The organism is Sphingobacterium olei (assembly GCF_005048855.1).
Taxonomy (GTDB): Bacteria; Bacteroidota; Bacteroidia; order Sphingobacteriales; family Sphingobacteriaceae; genus Sphingobacterium; species Sphingobacterium olei.
In genome coordinates this window covers 1-2,405 of record NZ_SUME01000023.1, presented here as the reverse complement: position 1 = coordinate 2,405, position 2,405 = coordinate 1, and the positions used below count along the sequence as shown (strand labels likewise).

General features: G+C 50.1%; 1 protein-coding gene. It reads right to left on the bottom strand.

Annotation, left to right across the window (positions count from 1 at the left end):
- The coding region (locus tag FAZ15_RS22370) for a beta strand repeat-containing protein (RefSeq protein WP_202912476.1) at positions 1 to 2,405 on the bottom strand (2,405 nt) is incomplete at both ends.

Below are 2,405 nucleotides of genomic sequence, written 5' to 3'. Positions count from 1 at the left end.
CCGATACATTGATGTCTGTCAGCGTCACGTTGCCACTGTTGGTTACCGTGATCGTGTATTCGATCACATCGCCAACTGCATTGTATGTCTGTGTTCTGTCCGTTGTTTTGATAACGGTCAGTGCGCCTTCCTGTACAACATCCGTATCCGTTGGATCGTTCGGCTCAGGTGTGTTCGGATCGTCCGAATCAACAGGTGTCAATGGATCGCCGTCCGGACCGTCACCGGTTACCGTAGCCTGGTTGGAAACAGTCCCCGCATCAAGGTCCGCCTGTGTAACCACATGCGTTACCGTAATGGTTTTTGTACCAGCAGGTGCTAGCGTACCGATGTTCTCCTCACCCGCAGGGATAACAGCATTGTTATCTGTAAGGATAAGATTGTCGATCGTAACATTGCCGTTGTTTGTTACGACTATATTATATGTTATTACATCACCGACAGTGTCGTATGGACCTGCGCTCGTGATCTCTTTTGTTACCGTAAAGGATGGTGTCTGTACAACATCCGTATCCGTCGGATCGTTCGGCTCAGGCGTGTTCGGATCGTCCGAGTCAACAGGTGTCAATGGATCGCCATCCGGACCGTCACCGGTTACCGTAGCCTGGTTGGAAACAGTCCCCGCATCAAGGTCCGCCTGTGTAACCACATGCGTTACCGTAATGGTTTTTGTACCAGCAGGTGCTAGCGTACCGATGTTCTCCTCACCCGCAGGGATAACAGCATTGTTATCTGTAAGGATAAGATTGTCGATCGTAACATTGCCGTTGTTTGTTACGACTATATTATATGTTATTACATCACCGACAGTGTCGTATGGACCTGCGCTCGTGATCTCTTTTGTTACCGTAAAGGATGGTGTCTGTACAACATCCGTATCCGTCGGATCGTTCGGCTCAGGCGTGTTCGGATCGTCCGAGTCAACAGGTGTCAATGGATCGCCATCCGGACCGTCACCACTTACCGTAGCCTGGTTGCTCACACTGCCCGCATCTAGGTCTGCCTGTGTAACCACATGCGTTACCGATATGGTTCTTGTACCAGCAGGTGCTAGCGTACCGATGTTCTCCTCACCTGCAGGGATAACAGCATTGTTATCTGTAAGGATAAGATTGTCGATCGTCACATTGCCCGTATTGGATACGACTATATTATATGTTATTACATCACCGACAGTGTCGTATGGACCTGCGCTTGTGATCTCTTTTGTTACCGTAAAGGATGGTGTCTGTACCACATCCGTATCCGTTGGATCGTTCGGCTCAGGTGTGTTCGGATCGTCCGAATCAACAGGCGTCAATGGATCGCCGTCCGGACCGTCGCCGGTTACTGTAGCCTGGTTCGATACCATGCCCGCATCTAGGTCTGCCTGTGTAACCACATGCGTTACCGTAATGGTTTTTGTACCAGCAGGTGCTAGCGTACCGATGTTCTCCTCACCTGCAGGGATAACAGCATTGTTATCTGTAAGCACCAGGTTATCGATCGTCACATTGCCCGTATTGGATACGACTATATCATATGTTATTACATCACCGACAGTGTCGTATGGACCTGCGCTTGTGATCTCTTTTGTTACCGTAAAGGATGGTGTCTGTACAACATCCGTATCCGTCGGATCGTTCGGCTCAGGTGTGTTCGGATCATCCGAGTCAACAGGCGTCAATGGATCGCCGTCCGGACCGTCACCGGTTACCGTAGCCTGGTTCGATACCATGCCCGCATCTAGGTCTGCCTGTGTAACCACATGCGTTACCGATATGGTTCTTGTACCAGCAGGTGCTAGCGTACCGATGTTCTCCTCACCTGCAGGGATAACAGCATTGTTATCTGTAAGGATAAGATTGTCGATCGTCACATTGCCCGTATTGGATACGACTATATTATATGTTATTACATCACCGACAGTGTCGTATGGACCTGCGCTTGTGATCTCTTTTGTTACCGTAAAGGATGGTGTCTGTACCACATCCGTATCCGTTGGATCGTTCGGCTCAGGTGTGTTCGGATCGTCCGAATCAACAGGCGTCAATGGATCGCCATCCGGACCGTCACCGGTTACCGTAGCCTGGTTGGAAACAGTCCCCGCATCAAGGTCCGCCTGTGTAACCACATGCGTTACCGATATCGTGGCCGTTGCAGCAGGTGCTAGCGTACCGATCTGCTCCTCGCCCGCAGGGATAACAGCATTGTTATCTGTCAGCACAAGGTTGTCGATCGTCACATTGCCGTTGTTTGTTACGACTATATTATATGTTATTACATCACCGACAGTGTCGTAAGGACCTGCGCTCGTGATCTCTTTTGTTACCGTAAAGGATGGTGTCTGTACAACATCCGTATCCGTCGGATCGTTCGGCTCAGGTGTATTCGGATCATCCGAGTCAACAGGCGTCAATGGATCG